A 15,180-nucleotide genomic window follows, 5' to 3' on the forward strand; every position below is an offset into this window, starting at 1 on the left:
GCAGGCCATGCGTGCCGACCCGCCCCAAGCTGGCACAGCGATTGCGGGGGGTCATCGCACCAGGAGGAGACACGCACCATGGCCAAGGCCACGCTCACCATCAGCAGCAAGAACTATTCGTCGTGGTCGCTGCGCGGCTGGCTGCTCGCGCGCTTCGCGGGGCTGGACTTCAACGAGAACGTGCTGCCGCCCGACGACCCCGGCGTGCGCGCCGAGATCCTGCTGCTCGCGCCGTCGATCCTGGTGCCGCGCCTGACGCACGACAAGGCCGAGGTCTGGGACACGCTGGCGATCGCCGAGTACCTGAACGAGATCAAGCCCAAGGCCGGGCTGCTGCCGGCCGACCGCATCGCCCGCGCGCACTGCCGCGCCGTCTGCGGCGAGATGCACTCCGGCTTCAGCTCGCTGCGCTCGGCGCTGCCGATGAACCTGAAGGGCAGCTTCCCGGGCTACAAGGTGTGGAGCCGGGCCCAGTCCGACATCGACCGGGTGATCGAGATCTGGTCGGAATGCCTCGAGCGCTACGGCGGGCCCTGGCTGTTCGGGGAGCGCAGCATCGCCGACGCGATGTATGCCCCGGTGGTGACGCGGCTCAAGACCTACGACGTGCGCATCAGCGACCGCGCCTGCATCGAGTACTGCCTGCGTGTGATGGCGATGCCCGAGATGCAGGAGTGGATTGCCGCGGCGAAGGCGGAACCGGAATCGATGGAGGAACTCGAGGTCGAGTTCTGAAGACCCGGCAGCCCGCCGGCTCCCGCCGCAGGCGGGAGCATGGGGAGGGCGTTGCTCAGGCCCAGGACTCGGGCGCCGGGATGTCGCAGACCGGGTCGACGTCGATGGTGGTGAAGTCCGCCGGCCCGACCACCTCCAGGTACTCCATGTCGGGCGAGTAGTCGAACAGGAAGTGCCTCACGCCGGGGCGCTGGTGCACGCAGTCGCCGGCCGACACCAGGGTTTCCTTGTCCTCGTACATGAACTTGGCCCAGCCCCTGAGCATGAGGACGATGTGGAACTCCGCCTCATGGCGGTGCCATCCCGTGCCTTTCTCCGGTGCATTGTTGGCGATCACGAGCTGCGCGATCACCTTGCCGCTGGTCGCCTCGGCGATGCCGAGATCGCGGTATAGAAAAAAATCCCTCAGGCCGTCGCTGCGAAACCGGGTGTCGGTCGGTTTGACATGGGAAAACTTCGTGGCAGTGCGGTCGAGCATGGCGGGCCTCCCGGGGTTGCGATGGCTTGCTGCCATGCACAAACCGTTCCTGCCCGACCGCCTCGGTGTGCCCAGCGAAAGGGCGCGCCGAGGCGGTCAGTTGAACACCTGCAGCAGCCGGTCGAGGCCGCCGTCGTCGATCGCGACCATGGCCTGCGCGCGCACTGCCGGCTTGGCGTGGTAGGCCACCGAGAGCCCGGCGGCGCCCATCATCGGCAGGTCGTTGGCACCGTCGCCCATCGCGATCGCGCGGGACGGGGCGATGCCGAGCCGCTGGCAGGTGGCGAGCAGCATGCGCTTCTTTTCCTCGCCGTCGCAGATGTCGCCCCAGGCCTGGTCGACCAGGCGGCCGGTGAGCGCACCGTCGGCCACTTCGAGCACGTTGCTGCGGGTGAAGTCGAGGCCCAGCCGGTCGCGCACGTGGTCGGTGAAGAAGCTGAAGCCGCCCGAGACCAGCAGCGTTCTCAGGCCGGCGGCCTGGCAGGCGCGCACCAGGGCTTCGGCGCCCGGGTTGAGTTGCAGGCGCTCGTCGAGCACCTGCTGCATCGCGGCCACCGGCACACCCTCGAGCAGCGCGACGCGCCGGCGCAGGCTGTCCTTGTAGTCGGCGATCTCGCCGCGCATCGCGGCCTCCGTGATTGCCGCCACCTCGGCCTTGCGGCCGGCGGCGTCGGCGATCTCGTCGACGCACTCGATGTTGATCAGCGTCGAGTCCATGTCGAAGGCGATCAGCCCGAAGTCGGCCAGCCTCAGCGGCGGGGCGAAGCCCTTGATGGCGAGGCCCGGCGCGAACCCGGAGGCGGCGGAGGTGGAGGGTGTGCTCATGCAGGAACGGTGGGGGTCGGCGTGCCGAGCGAGCGCAGCACGTCGCGGATGAACTGGGCGCGGTCCTTGGGGTCGCTCAGGGATTTTTCGATGCGCAGCTTGTCGTTGCCGGCCAGCTTGATGTGGCGGTTCTTCTGCACCAGCTCGATGATGCGCAGCGCGTCGACCGGGGCGTTGCTGCGAAAGCCGATGCTCATGGCCTGCGGGCCGGCGTCGATCTTGACGACGCCGTAGGCGCGCGCCTGCACGCGCAGGCGGTGCACGTCGAACAGCGTCTGGGCCTGCGCCGGCAGCTTCCCGAAGCGGTCGACGATCTCCTCGAGCAGGGTGTCGATCTTGTCGAGCTTGTCGGCGGTGGCCAGGCGCTTGTAGAGCGACAGGCGCACGTGCACGTCGCCGCAGTAGGCGTCGGGCAGCAGCGCGGGGGCGTGCAGGTTGACCTCGGTCGCCGCGTTGACCGGGTTCAGCAGGTCGCTCAGCTCGGCGCTGCGGCCGGCCTTCATCTCGCGCACGGCGGCGGCCAGCATCTCGTTGTAGAGCTGGAAGCCGACCTCCATCATGTTGCCGCTCTGGTTCTCTCCCAGCACCTCGCCGGCGCCGCGGATCTCCAGGTCGTGCATCGCGAGGTAGAAGCCCGAGCCCAGCTCCTCCATGTCCTGGATCGCCTGCAGGCGCTGCGCAGCCTGCTTGCTGAGGCCTTCGACGTCGGGCACCAGCAGGTAGGCGTAGGCCTGGTGGTGCGAGCGGCCGACGCGCCCGCGCAGCTGGTGCAGCTGGGCCAGGCCGAACTTGTCGGCGCGGCTCATCACGATGGTGTTGGCGGTGGGCACGTCGATGCCGGTCTCGATGATGGTCGAGCACAGCAGCAGGTTGTGCTTCTGCGCGACGAACTCGCGCATCACGCGCTCGAGCTCGCGCTCGGGCATCTGGCCGTGGGCGACGGCGACGCGGGCCTCGGGCAGCAGCTCCTCGAGGTTGCGGCGCCGGTTCTCGATCGTCTCGACCTCGTTGTGCAGGAAGTAGACCTGGCCGCCGCGTTTCAATTCCCGCAGCACCCCTTCGCGGATCGTTCCGTTCGTTTCAGTTCTCACGAAGGTCTTGATCGCCAGCCGGCGCTGCGGCGCGGTGGCGATCACGCTCAGGTCGCGCAGGCCTTCGAGCGCCATGCCCAGCGTGCGCGGGATCGGCGTGGCGGTCAGCGTCAGCACGTCGACCTCGGCGCGCAGCGCCTTCATCGCCTCCTTGTGGCGCACGCCGAAGCGGTGCTCCTCGTCGATGATCAGCAGGCCCAGGTTCGCGAATCGGGTGTCCTGGCTCAGCAGCTTGTGGGTGCCGACGACGATGTCGATCGTGCCGTCGGCCAGGCCCGCCATCGCGGCCTTGATCTCCTTGCCCGAGCGAAAGCGCGACATCTCGGCCACCTTGATCGGCCACCTGGCAAAGCGGTCGGCGATGTTCTGGTAGTGCTGCTCGGCCAGCAGCGTGGTCGGCGCCAGCAGCGCCACCTGCTTGCCGCCGGTGACGGCGACGAAGGCGGCGCGCAGCGCCACCTCGGTCTTGCCGAAACCGACGTCGCCGCACACCAGCCGGTCCATCGGCTTGGGGCTGATCATGTCCTGGATCACCGCGTGGATCGCGGCGCGCTGGTCGGCCGTCTCCTCGAAGCCGAAGCTGGCAGCGAAGGCCTCGTAGTCCTGCGGCGAGAAGCGGAACGCATGGCCCTCGCGGGCGGCGCGGCGCGCGTACAGGTTCAGCAGCTCGGCGGCGGTGTCGCGCACCTGCTCGGCCGCCTTGCGCCTGGCTTTCTCCCACTGGCCGGAGCCCAGCCGGTGCAGCGGCGCCTCCTCGGCGCTGACGCCGGTGTAGCGGCTGATCAGCTGCAGCTGCGCCACCGGCACGTAGAGCGTCGCCTTGTCGGCGTACTCGAGGTGCAGGAATTCGCTGGGTCCGTCGCCGATGTCGATGTTCACCAGCCCGACGTAGCGGCCGATGCCGTGGTTGGCATGCACCACCGGGTCGCCGACCTTCAGCTCCGACAGGTCCTTGATCAGCGCGTCGACATCGCTGGTCTGTTCCTGCTTGCGGCGCCGGCGCACCGTGGGCGCGGCGTCGAACAGCTCGGTCTCGGTGACGAACTGGATGCCGGGCGCATCTTCCTCGCGGACCCAGAAGAAGCCGCTCGCCAGCGGCGCGACGGTGATCGCATAACGGTGGTCGCTGGCCTCGAAGGCCGCGAGCGACTCGACCACCGCGGGCTCGAGCTTGTGATCGCGCAGCAGTTCGAGCAGGCTTTCTCGCCGGCCCTGACTTTCGGCGACCAGCAGCACGCGCGGGCCGCCGTCGGCGTTCTTCGCGAGGTGCTGCTCCAGCTTGCGCAGCGGATCGGGCGTGCCGCGCTCGACGGCGAGGTCGGGCAGCGGGCGGACCCACTCGACAGGATCGCTGCCGCGCAGCGACAGTTGTGCATGCTCGTTGCAGCGTGCGAAGAAGGCCTCCGGCGTCAGGTAGATCTCCTGCGGCGGCAGGATCGGGCGCTCCGGATCGTGCTGCAGGAAGCGGTGGCGCTCGCGCGTCTCGCCCCAGAACTTCTGCAGCGCGGTGTCGACCTCGCCATGCAGCACCAATTGCGCTGCTGCGCCGAGGTAGTCGAACACCGTCGCGGTCTCGTCGAAGAACAGCGGCAGGTAGAACTCGATGCCGGGGCCGGCCAAGCCGGTGCCCATGTCCTTGTACAGGCGCGAGCGGCTCGGGTCGCCCTCCATCTTCTCGCGCCAGCGGGCGCGGAAAGCGGTGCGCGCGGCCTCGTCCATCGGGAACTCGCGGCCCGGCAGCAGCCGCACCTCGGGCACCGGGTAGAGGCTGCGCTGGCTGTCGGGATCGAAGGTGCGGATCGAGTCGACCTCGTTGTCGAACAGGTCGACCCGGTAGGGCACCGGCGAGCCCATCGGGAACAGGTCGATCAGCCCGCCGCGCACCGCGTACTCGCCGGGCGAGACCACCTGGCTCACGTGCTGGTAGCCGGCCAGCGTGAGCTGGGCCTTCAGCGCGGCCTCGTCGAGCTTCTGCTTCTGCGCGAACTGGAAGGTGTAGGCGGCCAGGAAGGCCGGCGGCGCGAGCCGCAGCAGCGCCGTGGTGGCCGGCATCAGCACCACGTCGATCGCGCCGTCCCCGCGCGCATGCAGGATGCGCCACAGCGTGGCCAGCCGCTCCGAGATCAGGTCCTGGTGCGGCGAGAAGCTGTCGTAGGGCAGGGTCTCCCAGTCGGGAAACACGGCGATGCGCAGGCCCGGCGCGAAGAAGGCCAGCTCGTCCTGCAGCCGCTGCGTGTCGGCCGGGTCGGCGCTGACGATGGCGGTGAGCTGCTGCTGCGCGGCGCGCTGCTCGGCGAAGCGGGCGAGCAGCAGCGCATCGGCCGAGCCGAGCGGGCGGGGCAGGGCGTAGCGTTTTCCGGGAACGAGGGCGGGGAGGTGCATGGGGTGAAAGGCCAATGCAGATCGCCCCGCCGCGGGAGCAGGCGGGGCGATCCACGGCGTGAATTCTAGAATCGGCACCCGATGACCCCGCAAAACGCTCTCACGCCGCCCCAGTGCTACGCGCTCGTGCCCTGCGCCGGCGTCGGCGAGCGGGCCGGCGCGAGCGGGCCCAAGCAGTACCGCGAGATCGCCGGCCGTGCCGTGGTGGCGCACACGCTGGCGGCGCTGGCGCGTGTGCCGCGCCTGGCCGGCACGCTGGTCGTCGTCGCACCGGACGACCGGTCTTTCGAGGCGCATGCCTCGGTGCCGGCGGCCTGGCTCGCCCGTGTCGGTGGCGCGACGCGCGCCGCCAGTGTGCTGAACGGCCTGCGCTCGCTTGCCGAACGCGGCGCCGCGCCCGACGACTGGGTGCTGGTCCACGATGCGGCGCGCTGCCTAGTGCAGCCTGAGGACATCGAGCGCCTGATCACCGCCTGCGAGGGCGACGCCGTCGGCGGCCTGCTCGCGCTGCCGGTGGCCGACACCCTGAAGCGCGAGCGCGAGGGCCGCGTGGCCGCGACGGTCGAGCGGCGCGCGATGTGGCAGGCGCAGACGCCGCAGATGTTCCGGCTCGGCCTGCTGCGGCAGGCGCTCGCGGCGGCGGGCGACACGGTGACCGACGAGGCCAGCGCGATCGAGGCGCTGGGCCATGCGCCGAAGCTGGTGCCGGGCGCGCTGGAGAACTTCAAGCTCACCTGGCCGGCCGATTTCGCGCTGGCCGAACGACTGCTGAGGACGCGCCCATGAGCACCATCCCGTTCCGTATCGGCGAGGGCTGGGACACGCATGCCCTGGTCACCGGCCGCAAGCTGATCCTCGGCGGCGTCGAGATCCCGCACAGCCACGGCCTGCTCGGCCATTCGGATGCCGATGCGCTGCTGCATGCGATCACCGATGCGCTGCTCGGTGCCGCCGGGCTCGGCGACATCGGCCGCCATTTCCCCGACACCGACCCGCGCTTCGCCGGGGCCGACTCGGGCCTGCTGCTGGCCGAAGTGGCGAAGCGCGTGCGCGAGGTTGGCTGGGTGGTGGGCAACGTCGACGCGACCATCGTCGCGCAGGCACCGAAGATGGCGCCGCACATCCCGGCGATGGTCGAGCGCATCGCGGCCTGCCTGGGCGTGGCGCCGGCGCAGGTCAACGTGAAGGCGAAGACGGCGGAGAAGATGGGACCGGTCGGCGAAGGCCGGGCGATCGAGGCGCGTGCCGTCTGCCTGCTGCTGAGCGCCTGAGGCGCGCTTCAAGGCTTCAATAGATCTCCGGCACGATCATCTCGGCCGGCACCGGGTGGCGGATGTAGTCCGCATGGCGCACGCGCTCCGGCAGCGCGACCGCCTGGCGCTCGATCTCCTGGTAGGGCATCTGCTCCAGCAGGTGCGCGATGCAGTTGAGCCGCGCGCGCTTTTTGTCCACGGCCTGCACGATCCACCAGGGCGCTTCGGGGATGTGGGTGCGCTCCAGCATGGCTTCCTTGGCCTTGGTGTACTCCTCCCAGCGGCGGCGCGACTCCAGGTCCATTGGGCTGAGCTTCCACTGTTTCAGCGGGTCGTGGATGCGACCGAGGAAGCGCAGGTGCTGCTCGTCGTCGGTGATCGAGAACCAGTACTTGATGAGCTGGATGCCCGAGCGCACCAGCATCTTCTCGAACTCGGGCACCGAGCGGAAGAACTCCTCGACCTCGGCGTCGCTGCAAAAGCCCATGACCTTCTCGACGCCGGCGCGGTTGTACCAGCTGCGGTCGAACAGCACGATCTCGCCGCCGGCCGGCAGGTGCGAGATGTAGCGCTGGAAGTACCACTGCGTGCGCTCGCGGTCGTTCGGTGCCGGCAGCGCCACGACGCGGCACACGCGCGGGTTGAGCCGCTGGGTGATGCGCTTGATCGCGCCGCCCTTGCCGGCCGAGTCGCGGCCCTCGAACAGGATCACGACGCGGTGCCTGGTGGCGGCCACCCAGTCCTGCAGCTTCACCAGCTCGCTCTGCAGGCGCAGCAGTTCGCGGAAGTAGCGGCTGCGCGCCAGCCGGCGCGCTTCGCTCTCGGCCTCGGTCGGCGGGGCGGACAGCGCGTCGAGGCTGCGGTCGTCGATCTCCATCTCGAGCTCTTCGTCGTAGCTGTCGACGAGATCGCGGTGGATGCGCTGCATCAGTTCGTCGTGATCGGTCCGTGCGGTGAGACTCATGTCGGCGGGCGTTCGAGGGTTGCGGGAGGACGCGTGCGTCCTCATCGAGCGTGCCCGAACGCCGTGTCCGTTTCATGACGGACCGCTCCCGGGGCGGCGCCGCGGAGCGCGAGTGGGTCTCAGGGGGCGCGCTTGAGCCGGATGTGCGCGACCAGGCCGCCGTCGCTCGCGTTGGCGATCTCGAAGCTGCCGCCCATGCGCTGCACGGCCTTCTCGACGATCGCCAGCCCCAGCCCGGCACCGGTGGCCGCGGTGCGGGCCGCATCGCCGCGGAAGAACGGCGTGGTCAGCTGCTTGAGCTTCTGCGGCGGCACCCCGGGGCCATGGTCACGCACGCTGACGATGACCCAGGGCCCGGTGCGCGCATAGCTGACCACCACGCGGGCGATGCCGTCGATGCCGCGGCCGTAGCGGCGCGCGTTCTCGAACAGGTTGCCGAGCACGCGGCCGAGTTCGGTGTCGTCGGCCATCACGCGGGTGTCGATCGCCACGCGCGACTCGATGCGGATCTGCGCCGGATCACGGAAGGCCGAAAGCTCGCGGTCGACCACGCTGCTCAGGTGCACCGGCACCAGCTTCACCTCGCCGGGCCGCGCGTAGTCCATGAACTTGTCGATGATCGCGTCGAGCTGGTCGATGTCGGCCGCCATGTTGCGCTTGGCTTCCTCGTCGACGACGCTCATCTCGGTTTCCAGGCGCATGCGCGCCAGCGGCGTGCGCAGGTCGTGGCTGATGCCGGCCAGCATCACCGCGCGGTCCTCCTCGACCTTGGCCAGCTCCCGCGCCATGCGGTTGAAGCCCATGTTGACCTCGCGGATCTCGCTGGTCATGGTCTGCTCGTCCAGGCGCGACTCGAACTCGCCGTCGCGGATGCGGCTGGCCGCGAACGACAGCTCCTTCAGCGGCCGGTTGATCAGGCCGGCGATCACCGCCGAGCCCAGCAGCGTGGCGATCAGCGCGATGCTGGTCCAGACGAAATAGGTGCTGCCGGCCACGGCCTCCACCCGCTTGGGGTCGGCCTGCAGCCAGAATGGATCGTGCTCGATGTTGAAGCCGACCCACAGCCCCGAGACGCCGTTGACGCTGTTGGCCACCAGCGTGTCGGGGCCCAGGCGGGAGCGCAACTCCTGCCCGACGGCCCGGCTGAAGCGGTCGACCTCGAAGGGCTCGTACTTGTCGTTGGGCTCGCGCGGCACGATCTTGACCGACTCCTGGTCGCTCATCGTCTTGACCAGCGTCACGCGGTTGATCGCATCGGCGTAGCGCAAGCCGGCGCGCGACAGGTTCACCAGGCTCGCGAGCTGCCGGGCCGCCTGCACCGCGCGCGGCTCGAATTCGAGTGCGCGGAAGGTCTGCATCCAGGCGAAGATGCCGCCGCACAGCAGCACCGCGAGCAGGATGAAGGTGCGCCAGAACAGGGTCATGGCGAACCGGGGCAGCAAATGCCATTCGTCCTCGGCGAGGTCGGCAGAACGCTCCAATACCGAACGCGAGCGGTGCTGTGGCGGGCGGGCGGTACCGCGCGAGGCCCGCCGCACCCGCTCGCTCGAGAGGCCGGGGTCAACCATGAAGGGCGCTCATCGATGAAGCTGCAAGCGGGCCGGTCGGCCACTTCAAGCGGCACCGTCCGGCACGAACACGTAGCCCACGCCCCAGACGGTCTGGATGTAGCGCGGCTGCGCCGGATCGGGCTCGATCATCTTGCGCAGGCGGGAGATCTGCACGTCGAGGCTGCGATCGAAGGGCTCGAACTCGCGGCCGCGTGCCAGCTGCGCGAGCTTGTCGCGCGACAGCGGCTGGCGCGGGTGGCGCACCAGCGCCTTGAGCATCGAGAACTCGCCGGTGGTCAGCGCGATCTGCTCGCCGTCCTTGGTCAGGCGGCGCAGCGCGAGGTCGAACTCGAACGGGCCGAAGCTGACGGTCTGGGCCTCCTTGGCCGGCGCGCCGGGCGCTTCCAGCGTGGGGCGGCGGCGCAGCACCGCGTTGATGCGGGCCAGCAGCTCGCGCGGGTTGAAGGGCTTGGGCAGGTAGTCGTCGGCGCCGACCTCGAGGCCGACGATGCGGTCCACGTCCTCGACCTTGGCGGTCAGCATGATGATCGGCGTGGTGTCGTTGTTGGCGCGCAGCCGGCGGCAGATCGACAGACCGTCTTCGCCGGGCAGCATCAGGTCGAGCACGATCAGGTCGACCGTGTCGCGCGTCATCACGCGGTTCAGCGCCTTGGCGTCCTCGGCCAGCAGCACTTCGAAACCCTCCTGCGTGAGGTAGCGGCGCAGCAGATCGCGGATGCGGGCGTCGTCGTCGACGACGGCGATGCGGTCCGGGCGCTGGCTGTTGGCGGTGGCGTTCATGGGCACTCCTGCATTTGTAACAGCGGCGATTGTGCGCACCGAACATCGGTCAAACCGGGCGCCTTTCCCGCTGTTACATATCTTGCGCCTTGCGGCGCCGGCAGCGCAATCGGGGCTGGCCGGCGGCGAAGCGGCGCTGTGCGACAGTGTCGACACGGGCGCCGGCGGCCGGCGTGAAAACGCGTGGGTGTGTTGCGGCCCGGGGGATGTCTTCAGATCTTGAAAGGACCACCGTGATCCATCGTCTTGTGCCCCGCGGGCTGCGCCCGTCGCTGGTCGCCGTCGTGCTGGCGGCCTCGCTGCCGGCCGCGCAGGCGGCCGATGCGCCGCGCGAGAACCTCGTGAGCTTCACGACCAGTGCCAGCATCGAGGTCACGAAAGACCTGCTCGGCATCACGCTGCAGGCGGTGCGCGACGGCAACGACGCAACCGCCGTGCAGGCGCAGCTGAAGAAGCTGCTCGATGCCGCGCTGACCGAGGCGAAGAAGGCCGCCCAAGCCGGCGCGCTGGAGGTGCGCACCGGCAACTTCTCGCTCTACCCGCGCTACGGCAAGGACGGCCGCATCAGCGGCTGGCAGGGCCAGGCCGAGCTGGTGCTGGAAGGCAAGGACAGCGAGCGGGTCGCGCAGACCGCCGGCCGCCTGAGCGGCATGAACATCACCAGCGTGGGCTACAGCATCTCGCGCGAGCTGGCTGAGAAGCACGAGAGCGACGTCACCGGTCAGGCGATCCAGAAGTACCGCGCCAAGGCCACCGAGCTGGCGAAGCAGTTCGGCTATGCCGGCTACGCGCTGCGCGAGGTGAATGTGCAGATGGCCGACAGCGGCGGCGGGCCCCGCCCGGTGCTCTACCGTGCGAAGAACGAGATGTCGATCGCCTCGGATGCGCCGGTGCCGGTCGAGCCCGGCAAGGGCACGATCAGCGCGACGGTGAGCGGGAGCGTGCAGCTCACACGCTGAGCGCGCGGCTGATCGCATTGACTCCCTCTCCCCGTTGGCGGGGAGAGGGCCGGGGTGAGGGGCCCGCGGGCGACAGCCCGGCGGTGCCGGCTACTGCGCCGTCCAGCCGCCGTCCATCGCCCAGGCCTGGCCCTTGACGTTGGCGGCGGCCGGCGAGCAGAGGAAGACCGCCAGCTCGCCGAGCTGCTCGGGCGTGGTGAACTGCAGCGAGGGCTGTTTTTCGCCGAGCAGTTCCTTCTCGGCCTGAGCGACGGCGATGCCTTCGTTCGCCGAGCGGTCGTCGATCTGCTTTTGCACCAGCGGCGTCAGCACCCAGCCGGGGCAGATGGCATTGACCGTGATGCCGGTGGTCGCCGTCTCGAGCGCGATCGACTTGGTGAAGCCGACGAGGCCGTGCTTGGCCGCCACGTAGGCGCTCTTGCCGGCCGAGGCCACCAGGCCGTGGGCCGAGGCGATGTTGAGGACGCGGCCCCAGTTCTTCTGGCGCATCTGCGGGATCGCCAGCCGCGTCGTGTGGAAGGCCGAGCTCAGGTTGATCGCGATGATCGCGTCCCACTTCGCCGTGGGGAAGTCCTCGACGTTCGCCACGTGCTGGATGCCGGCGTTGTTGACCAGGATGTCGACGCCGCCGAAATCGGCCGCGGCATAGGCCATCATCGCCTCTATCTCGGCCGGCTTGCTCATGTCGGCACCGTGGTAGCCGACCCGGGCGCCGTGGGCCTGGCCGGCGGCGCGAACCTCCGCCAGCGGCTCCTCGCTGTTGCCGAAGCCGTTGAGGATGATGTTGGCGCCCTGGCGGGCCAGGCAGAGCGCGATGCCGAGGCCGATTCCGCTGGTCGAGCCGGTGACGAGTGCGGTCTTGCTGTTCAACATGGTCTGGGTGCTCCTTGCGTTGGGTAGGATGATTATCGAGAGGAAACCCTATGACCGACCCCCGACTCGACCATGTTCATTGCCTGGACACCCAGGGCCTGCACCGCATGGCCTACTGGGAGTGGGGTGCGCGCGACAACCCGCGGGTGGTCGTTTGCGTGCACGGGCTGACACGCCAGGGCCGCGATTTCGACACCCTGGCCCGGGCGCTGGCGCCCGACTACCGCGTCGTCTGCCCCGACGTCGCGGGGCGGGGGCGGTCCGACTGGCTGGCCGACCCGATGGGCTACCAGGTGCCTGCCTATGTGTCCGACATGGTGGCGCTGCTGGCGCGCCTCGGTGCGGCGCAGGTCGACTGGGTGGGCACCTCGATGGGCGGGCTGATCGGCCTGGGTGTGGCTTCGCTGCGCGACAGCGCGGGCGGCTCGCTGGTGCGCCGCCTGCTGCTCAACGACGTGGGGCCGGCACTGGGCGCCGACGCCATCCAGCGCATCGGCACCTACGTCGGTGCGCCCAAGCGCTACGCCAGCGTCGATGAGGCGGCCGACTACCTGTGGAGCATCTCCAAGGGCTTCGGGCCGCACAGCCGCGAGCAGTGGCTGGCGCTGACGACGCCTCAACTCAAGACGGTGCATGACGAGCAGGGCGACGGCTTCGTCTCGCACTACGACCCGCGCATCGGCCTGCTCTTCAAGGCCGTCACGCCGGCACTGGCCGCGGCCGGCGAGGCACTGCTGTGGCAGCGCTACGACAGCCTGCGCTGCCCGACGCTGGTGCTGCGCGGGGCCGAGTCCGACCTGCTGTCGCACGAGACGGCGTTGGCCATGACGCAGCGCGGACCGAAGGCGCGCCTGGTCGAGCTGGCCGGGATCGGCCATGCGCCGACGCTGGTGGCCCCCGACCAGGTGGCGCTCGTGCAGGAGTTCCTCGCCTCGCCATGAAGACCGGCCTCGCGGACGCCGTCGACGCGGCGCCGATCGTGATGCTCGCCGGCGACGTGGCCGGCGAGACGGCCACTGCGCCGCCGCCGGGCGCCGGGGACAACGCGGTGCCGGACTCGGTGCTGGTGCGCGCGCGCGCCTTCGCCGAACCCTTGCTCGCGGGCGAGCGCTTCGACACCGGCGAGGACGCGCTGGCGCACGCCGACGGCGTGGCGGCGATCCTGCAGGCCATCGGCGCGGCGCCGTCGATGCGGGCCGCGGCCTACCTGGTCTACGCGGGCGAGTACCTTGCGAAGCCCGAGGAGGTTATCGCCAAGGCCTACGGCGAGAGCTACGCGAGCCTGGTCGCGCACACCCGCAAGCTGGTGCAGGTGCAGCGCAGCGCGCGCGAGGCGCTCGGCGACGCCGCGCTCGACGCCGCGCAGCAGGCCGCGCAGGTGGAGCGCGTGCGCAAGATGCTGCTGGCGTTCTCGCGCGACCTGCGCGTGGTGCTGCTGCGGCTGGCCTCGCGGCTGCAGACGCTGCGCTACTACGCCGCCAGCAAGCAGCCCTGTCCGCAGGCGCTGGCGCGCGAGTCGGCGCAGGTGTTCGCCCCGCTGGCCAACCGGCTCGGCATCTGGCAGATCAAGTGGGAGATCGAGGACCTGGCCTTCCGCTTCCTGCAACCCGACGAGTACAAGCGCGTTGCAGGCCTGCTCGACGAGAAGCGGGTCGAGCGCGAGCAGGTGATCGAGGGGGCACGAGCGCACCTCGGCCGCGTGCTGAAGGAAGCCGGCGTGCACGCCGAGGTGCAGGGGCGCCCCAAGCACCTCTACAGCATCTGGAAGAAGATGCAGGGCAAGCAGCTCGGCTTCGAGCGCGTGCTCGACGTGCGGGCGCTGCGCGTGATCGTCGACGACGTGCCGGCGTGCTACGCCGCGCTCGGCCGCGTGCACGAGCTGTGGCACGCCTTGCCCGAAGAGTTCGACGACTACATCGCCCGGCCCAAGGCGAACGGCTACCAGTCGCTGCACACCGTGGTGCTGGACGAGCAGGACCGGCCGATCGAGATCCAGATCCGCACGGCGGCGATGCACGAACATGCCGAGAGCGGCATTGCCGCCCACTGGGCCTACAAGGAGGCCGGCGCGCGCGGCTATGCCGGCGTCAGCGCCGGCGGCGACTTCGAGGAGCAGGTGGCGCAGGCCCGCAAGGCCGTGCTGCGCCAGCTGCTGGCCTGGGAGCGCGAACTGGTCGAGCCCGGCGGCGACGCGGCGGCGGGGCAGGGGCTGTTCGACGACCGCATCTACGTGTTCACGCCGCAGGCCGCGATCATCGAGCTGCCGGCCGGCGCCACCGCGATCGACTTCGCCTACACGCTGCACACCGACCTCGGCCACCGCTGCCGCGGCGCACGGGTCGACGGTGCGATGGTGACGCTGAACACGCCGCTCGCCAGCGGGCAAACGGTGGAGATCGTCGCGGTCAAGGAAGGCGGCCCCTCGCTCGACTGGCTCAACAGCGAGCTCGGCTACCTGCGCAGTTCGCGCGCCAAGACCAAGGTGCGCGCCTGGTTCAACGCCTTGACGCAGCAGCACACCGTGGCGCGCGGCCGTGAGGCCGTCGAGAAGCTGCTGCAACGCGAAGGCCGCACGGCGATCAAGCTCGACGAGCTGGCCGCGCAGCTGGGCTTTCGCAATGCCGACGCGCTGTTCGAGGTGGTCGGCAAGGACGAGTTGTCGCTGCGCACCATCGAGACCCTGCTGCGCCCGCCCGAGCCGCTGCCCGACCCCGACGAGCTGCTGGCGCAGCGACTGAGCCGCGGACCGAGCAGCGAGGCAACGCCCAAGGGCGGCGTGCTGGTGGTCGGTGTCGAGTCGCTGCTGACGACGCTGGCGCGCTGCTGCAAGCCGGCACCGCCCGACGTGATCGGCGGCTACGTGACGCGCGGCAAGGGCGTGGCCATCCACCGCGTCGGGTGCTCGAACTTCCGCCAGATGGCCGGGCGCTCGCCCGAGCGTGTGATCGGCGTGGCCTGGGGCCGGCCGCGCGGTGACGCACCGGCGGTCTACCCGGTCGACGTGAGCGTCGAGGCCACCGACCGCCAGGGCCTGTTGCGCGACATCTCGGAGTTGTTCGCGAAGGAGAAGATGAACGTCGTCGGCGTGCACACCCAGACAGTCCGGGGCAGCGCGTGGATGACCTTCACCGTGGAGGTCTCCGATTCGGCGCGGCTGCACGCGGTGCTGGGCGCCGTGTGCCAGGTCAATGGCGTGCGCGGCGCGAGGCGCCGGTAGTCGCTCGCTCCTGCGCTGTCGGGTGCCGTCGCAGGCCAGGCAACAGGCAAGA

Annotated in this window: 13 protein-coding genes; 6 read left to right on the forward strand and 7 right to left on the reverse strand. The window is 70.1% G+C overall.

The genetic code is table 11. The annotated features are described in order from the left end of the window. The first annotated feature begins 78 nt into the window (after nt 1-78). On the forward strand, nt 79-735 hold the full coding sequence (locus ACQY9S_RS05400; protein WP_428423669.1) for a glutathione S-transferase family protein: 657 nt from the start codon (nt 79-81) through the stop codon (nt 733-735). Nucleotides 736-790: 55 nt separating this feature from the next. On the opposite strand, the gene ACQY9S_RS05405 is transcribed toward ACQY9S_RS05400, so the two are convergent. From ACQY9S_RS05405 to mfd, 3 genes are all read right to left on the reverse strand, one after another. After that, the gene (locus ACQY9S_RS05405; protein WP_428423671.1) at nt 791-1,213 is read right to left on the reverse strand and encodes a cupin domain-containing protein; all 423 of its coding nucleotides are present in this window, start codon (nt 1,211-1,213) and stop codon (nt 791-793) included. Between the two features lie 96 nt (nt 1,214-1,309). Further along, complete coding sequence (serB, locus tag ACQY9S_RS05410; protein ID WP_428423673.1) at nt 1,310-2,038, reverse strand: phosphoserine phosphatase SerB; 729 nt, start codon at nt 2,036-2,038, stop codon at nt 1,310-1,312. Then, entirely contained in the window at nt 2,035-5,511 is a 3,477-nt protein-coding gene (gene mfd, locus ACQY9S_RS05415; RefSeq protein ID WP_428423675.1) for a transcription-repair coupling factor, read from the reverse strand. The genes serB and mfd overlap by 4 nt, the downstream gene beginning before the upstream one ends. 81 nt (nt 5,512-5,592) lie before the next feature. Here mfd and ispD point away from each other — a divergent pair, with 81 nt between their 5' ends. Beyond that, nucleotides 5,593-6,297: a 2-C-methyl-D-erythritol 4-phosphate cytidylyltransferase gene (gene ispD / locus ACQY9S_RS05420; protein WP_428423677.1), complete on the forward strand. Its 705-nt coding sequence runs from the start codon at nt 5,593-5,595 to the stop codon at nt 6,295-6,297. Further along, nucleotides 6,294-6,782, forward strand: a complete 489-nt coding sequence (gene ispF / locus ACQY9S_RS05425) for a 2-C-methyl-D-erythritol 2,4-cyclodiphosphate synthase (RefSeq protein WP_428423679.1) — start codon at nt 6,294-6,296, stop codon at nt 6,780-6,782. The genes ispD and ispF overlap by 4 nt, the downstream gene beginning before the upstream one ends. A gap of 16 nt (nt 6,783-6,798) precedes the next feature. Here the strand turns inward: ispF and ppk2 are convergent, their stop codons facing one another. From ppk2 to ompR, 3 genes are all read right to left on the reverse strand, one after another. After that, a complete protein-coding gene (gene ppk2, locus ACQY9S_RS05430) occupies nt 6,799-7,728 on the reverse strand; it encodes a polyphosphate kinase 2 (RefSeq protein WP_428423681.1) in 930 nt (309 codons plus the stop codon). Nucleotides 7,729-7,847: 119 nt separating this feature from the next. After that, on the reverse strand, nt 7,848-9,152 hold the full coding sequence (locus ACQY9S_RS05435) for an ATP-binding protein (RefSeq protein ID WP_428425584.1): 1,305 nt from the start codon (nt 9,150-9,152) through the stop codon (nt 7,848-7,850). Between the two features lie 189 nt (nt 9,153-9,341). Continuing rightward, the gene (gene ompR / locus ACQY9S_RS05440; RefSeq protein ID WP_428423683.1) at nt 9,342-10,079 is read right to left on the reverse strand and encodes a two-component system response regulator OmpR; all 738 of its coding nucleotides are present in this window, start codon (nt 10,077-10,079) and stop codon (nt 9,342-9,344) included. Between the two features lie 233 nt (nt 10,080-10,312). Here ompR and ACQY9S_RS05445 point away from each other — a divergent pair, with 233 nt between their 5' ends. Next, on the forward strand, nt 10,313-11,038 hold the full coding sequence (locus ACQY9S_RS05445; RefSeq protein ID WP_428423685.1) for an SIMPL domain-containing protein: 726 nt from the start codon (nt 10,313-10,315) through the stop codon (nt 11,036-11,038). A gap of 90 nt (nt 11,039-11,128) precedes the next feature. Here ACQY9S_RS05445 and ACQY9S_RS05450 read toward each other — a convergent pair whose 3' ends face one another. Beyond that, nucleotides 11,129-11,911, reverse strand: coding sequence for a 3-hydroxybutyrate dehydrogenase (locus tag ACQY9S_RS05450; RefSeq protein ID WP_428423687.1), 783 nt, complete (start codon nt 11,909-11,911; stop codon nt 11,129-11,131). A 50-nt stretch (nt 11,912-11,961) separates the two neighbouring features. Between ACQY9S_RS05450 and ACQY9S_RS05455 the strand changes: the two genes are divergently transcribed. Both ACQY9S_RS05455 and ACQY9S_RS05460 read left to right on the forward strand, forming a co-directional pair. Further along, nucleotides 11,962-12,852 (forward strand): alpha/beta fold hydrolase, encoded by an 891-nt coding sequence (locus ACQY9S_RS05455; protein ID WP_428423689.1) that lies wholly within the window; start codon nt 11,962-11,964, stop codon nt 12,850-12,852. Continuing rightward, nucleotides 12,849-15,128 (forward strand): RelA/SpoT family protein, encoded by a 2,280-nt coding sequence (locus ACQY9S_RS05460; RefSeq protein ID WP_428423691.1) that lies wholly within the window; start codon nt 12,849-12,851, stop codon nt 15,126-15,128. The genes ACQY9S_RS05455 and ACQY9S_RS05460 overlap by 4 nt, the downstream gene beginning before the upstream one ends. Nucleotides 15,129-15,180: the final 52 nt, after the last annotated feature.

It is taken from the genome of Methylibium sp., assembly GCF_965279545.1.
Taxonomy (GTDB): Bacteria; Pseudomonadota; Gammaproteobacteria; order Burkholderiales; family Burkholderiaceae_C; genus Methylibium.

Excerpts from the sequence above, each read along its gene's own strand:
- ACQY9S_RS05400 (WP_428423669.1), top strand. The coding sequence starts at position 79 with ATGGCCAAGGCCACGCTCACCATCAGCAGCAAGAACTATTCGTCGTGG.
- ACQY9S_RS05405 (WP_428423671.1), bottom strand. The coding sequence starts at position 1,213 with ATGCTCGACCGCACTGCCACGAAGTTTTCCCATGTCAAACCGACCGAC.
- serB (WP_428423673.1), bottom strand. The coding sequence starts at position 2,038 with ATGAGCACACCCTCCACCTCCGCCGCCTCCGGGTTCGCGCCGGGCCTC.
- mfd (WP_428423675.1), bottom strand. The coding sequence starts at position 5,511 with ATGCACCTCCCCGCCCTCGTTCCCGGAAAACGCTACGCCCTGCCCCGC.
- ispD (WP_428423677.1), top strand. The coding sequence starts at position 5,593 with ATGACCCCGCAAAACGCTCTCACGCCGCCCCAGTGCTACGCGCTCGTG.
- ispF (WP_428423679.1), top strand. The coding sequence starts at position 6,294 with ATGAGCACCATCCCGTTCCGTATCGGCGAGGGCTGGGACACGCATGCC.
- ppk2 (WP_428423681.1), bottom strand. The coding sequence starts at position 7,728 with ATGAGTCTCACCGCACGGACCGATCACGACGAACTGATGCAGCGCATC.
- ACQY9S_RS05435 (WP_428425584.1), bottom strand. The coding sequence starts at position 9,152 with ATGACCCTGTTCTGGCGCACCTTCATCCTGCTCGCGGTGCTGCTGTGC.
- ompR (WP_428423683.1), bottom strand. The coding sequence starts at position 10,079 with ATGAACGCCACCGCCAACAGCCAGCGCCCGGACCGCATCGCCGTCGTC.
- ACQY9S_RS05450 (WP_428423687.1), bottom strand. The coding sequence starts at position 11,911 with ATGTTGAACAGCAAGACCGCACTCGTCACCGGCTCGACCAGCGGAATC.
- ACQY9S_RS05455 (WP_428423689.1), top strand. The coding sequence starts at position 11,962 with ATGACCGACCCCCGACTCGACCATGTTCATTGCCTGGACACCCAGGGC.
- ACQY9S_RS05460 (WP_428423691.1), top strand. The coding sequence starts at position 12,849 with ATGAAGACCGGCCTCGCGGACGCCGTCGACGCGGCGCCGATCGTGATG.